The organism is Bacillus sp. AP50 (assembly GCF_040492675.1).
Taxonomy (GTDB): domain Bacteria; phylum Bacillota; class Bacilli; order Bacillales; family Bacillaceae_G; genus Bacillus_A; species Bacillus_A cereus.
Map to the genome: position 1 here is coordinate 1 of NZ_JBEUTW010000226.1, position 3444 is coordinate 3444.

Below are 3444 nucleotides of genomic sequence, written 5' to 3' on the forward strand. Positions count from 1 at the left end.
ATATAAGCATAAGGATATGCTGTTACGACCTCAATACTACTCTCTAAATTGCTAACACGTTTAATTAAAGCTGTTACCGATATTTGTGATTCATCACTTTGTCTTACAAAGAAATTGTAAGCTTGTAATTCACTTTTATCAGACTGTCTTACAGCTACTGTTCCAAGTTTATCATATGAAGCTGATCGTCTTACTGCAATTGTACTGCTTACATCTGCCTTATCACTCTGTCTTACAATAAGCGTGGAATTTACACTGTAATGTTCAAATGCTTTAACTAAACCAACAAGATTACTATTCGAAGACTGTCTTACGGTAATTTTACCATTAAGTAAACCACCATCTGTTTGAGAATCCCCCCATACTCTAACGGTTGCGTTCCCGAACAAATTAAAATGATCATAGCAAGCTATTTCACAAGCTAAATCTGCAAAGGCAATTTGTCTTGCAGCAATCTTGGAAGGTAAATCACTAACTTGTTTAGCTTGAATAAATCCATTTAATCCGATTTCAGCACTTCGTCTAATACTAATACTTGATTCTTGATTCTGGTTATCCCATATTCGAATAGCTATTGTTCCATCTAGTTGTCCGCCATCAAGCCAGGAGTCACCCCATACCCTTACTATAATAGAGTTTTCTAGTATCACTGCACCAGTTTGTCTTATTCTAATAGAAGAGGCTAATTCTCTATACCGTGGCTTACTAGCAGTAATGCTAGAGAACAAGTTAATCCAAGGCCTTACATACCCCTTAATCGGAAGCCTATCTTCAGTATTTTGTTTAACTCTTACATAACCTCTAAAATCTATATGACCTATAGCTCTTACAGTTAGTTCTGAATAGAAGTTACCTGAATTTATTTCAAATATACTGTCTAAATCTGAGCTTCTTCTTACTCGCGCATTTAACATGGAAACCAGATTTTTTTGCGCATTAATAGGAATCGTAATAAACGATTGTAAATTACCTGAGTTTACTGTTACAGTACCTGGAACATCATACATCATGCGTAGATTAATCGAAGAAGGAATTTCCTCCCACCCACCTAGCGGAATATGAATAGTCGCAGGAAGATTGTTCTCATTATTTTGTCTTGCAATTACATGGCCATTTAATAAAGATTTCTCCCAAACATTAATGTACGTTTTTAAATTAGGATTTCCTATGTTACCATAACCTTTTAAATCCACCCTATACTTAACGTACATTTCAGAATGTTGATCCGTATATTCTTCAACTCTAATTCCAATTGTACTATCTAATTCAACTCGCTCTTTAACATCTAAACTACCAGGCAACTCAAAACTACGTGTGATTTCAAATTCCATGGGTAGATTATTTTGCAAGTCAGTATCATTAGACCATACTCTTATATCAAAATTAGAAATGAGATCATCCCTATAAAGAACATAAACACTAGAGACTTTATTATTTTCAGTAATACTCATAGTAGAGGTTATTTGCCCACCATTAACTATAGGGTTCCCCCATACACGAGCGGTAATATTAGTGCTCAAATCATTTCTATAAAGAACATAAATACTCGAACGTTTTTCTATTTCATTGGCACGAATATAACCATCAAGGTCAGATGCACCTATTGTTTTAATAGCTATTTTTACAGGAATTTCACTAAAATCTTTTTGTCTAGATACAATACTACCTATAATTTGTGGATGGTTAATCCAAATTCGGGATTCTAATTCCCTAGGTTGATGAACATGTAAACTAGATGCTAGATTACCAAATCCTTTATTATCTCTAACAAGAATGTTACCAATTAAATCTTTTACCTTATTCTGAATAATTGTGATTTCTGCTGAAACATACGCATGATCATTAGAATATATCTGCATGTCATAGTATGTAACTTCTAACTCTGGTCTTCGCTCGATTGCTTCTTTTGTATAAAATCCTCTAGATAAATTTTCCGACTCTTCTACTGCCCGCACTAAGAAACCAAGGTTAGGTTTTTCATATATATGCCACTGCTTAACTAACTGCGTTACATCAAACTCTACGTATCCAGCTGCTCCACCTATTACTCTAGTTACAGAAAATCCATCTATTGCAGCTTGAGGTTGGTTAGCCCACGTTACACCTGTTTCATTCCATTGACTATTACTTTCAGTGACCTGGACAGACTGAGAACCTTGTCCTCTCCCATCATAATACAGTCGTAAAATAGCTTTACCTATTTCAGTATTTGCTGTAGGTATTGTTGAAATATCAAATCCAACAAGGGAACGATATTTCTCAGGAAACGGTGATCCAGTCCTACCTATATACATCTGTGTTTCTGAACCATAGTTTAATTTCGGGAAAAATTCACGAACAAATGCATCCTTATTCGGATACAATTTCATATTAAACTTTGGCCTTTCCATCATGCCATAACTAGCTCTTAATACGAATGGCTTAGAGACAAACAATTTACATTGTAAATTTTCAGTTACTCTAATCGATAACTCAGATGATAACCATTCAAAATAAATAGGCGCTATTTCATAGGTAGCCATCATACTGTTTTTCAAATTAATGAACATGTCTCCATATAATTCATTCCACTCTTTAATCCCTAAATCCATAGGTAAATCCGCTATAAAGATTGGAGAAATTTCATAGCTGGCAGACATTATTCCCTTTACAGCTACCGTTAGGGTACCATCGAGCTCTGAAAGACTAGTAATAGTAATTTTTGAAGCCAAATCATCTATGATAATTCCCGACATACCATACTGTGCTCTCATGGATGAACGGGTCGTTACGTTAATAGTAGAGAGAAGCTCCTGTACAGCTCTTACAGTAAGATTTGCAGGGAAATCTCTAATGGTAATACCATCTATTCCATAGGTTGCTCTTATATATGAAGTAGTAGAGATGTGTAAACTTGATTCCAAGTTATTCGTACCCATTACAAAAATCTCGGAATAAAGATCACTATAATACGAAGGCTCAGTAAAGTATGTAGCCCTTACTAATCTATCTACATTTATATTAACTCCAATATTGGAAGGTAAATCTTTAAAATATGTTACAGAAATGGCACCTTTAAAATCATGATATGAAGCTTTGTCCGTTTCATACTTAGCAGACAAATGAATTTCTTTCATATTCACTATAATGTTTGATTTTAAATGTGCAGGATACGTCAATACATTTACTTCAGAGAGTAAACTTGAAATATATTGCTCATCAATCCCATAATGACCTACTAATTTGGCATAAGGGTTAATAGATATATTGGAAAATAGATTGTTATGTGTACATACTCTAATTTCTGATTTAAAATCACTAGATCCATAACCCTCCATATTATATTCAGAACGCATATAACTGATAGGATTGATATTCAATGTACATTTTAAATCTTTTTGGAAATGTGTGACACTAATTGTAGCAACTAAATCGATTTCTCCGAATTTATCAATCTCATATTTA

1 protein-coding gene is annotated in these 3444 nt (G+C 34.1%); it reads right to left on the bottom strand.

Annotated features, from left to right (window positions below; genetic code table 11):
* Positions 1-3158, bottom strand: a 3158-nt coding sequence (locus ABWK52_RS17615; RefSeq protein WP_353772040.1) for a DNRLRE domain-containing protein, incomplete at its 3' end; no start/stop codon positions are given.
* Positions 3159-3444 lie beyond the last annotated feature (286 nt).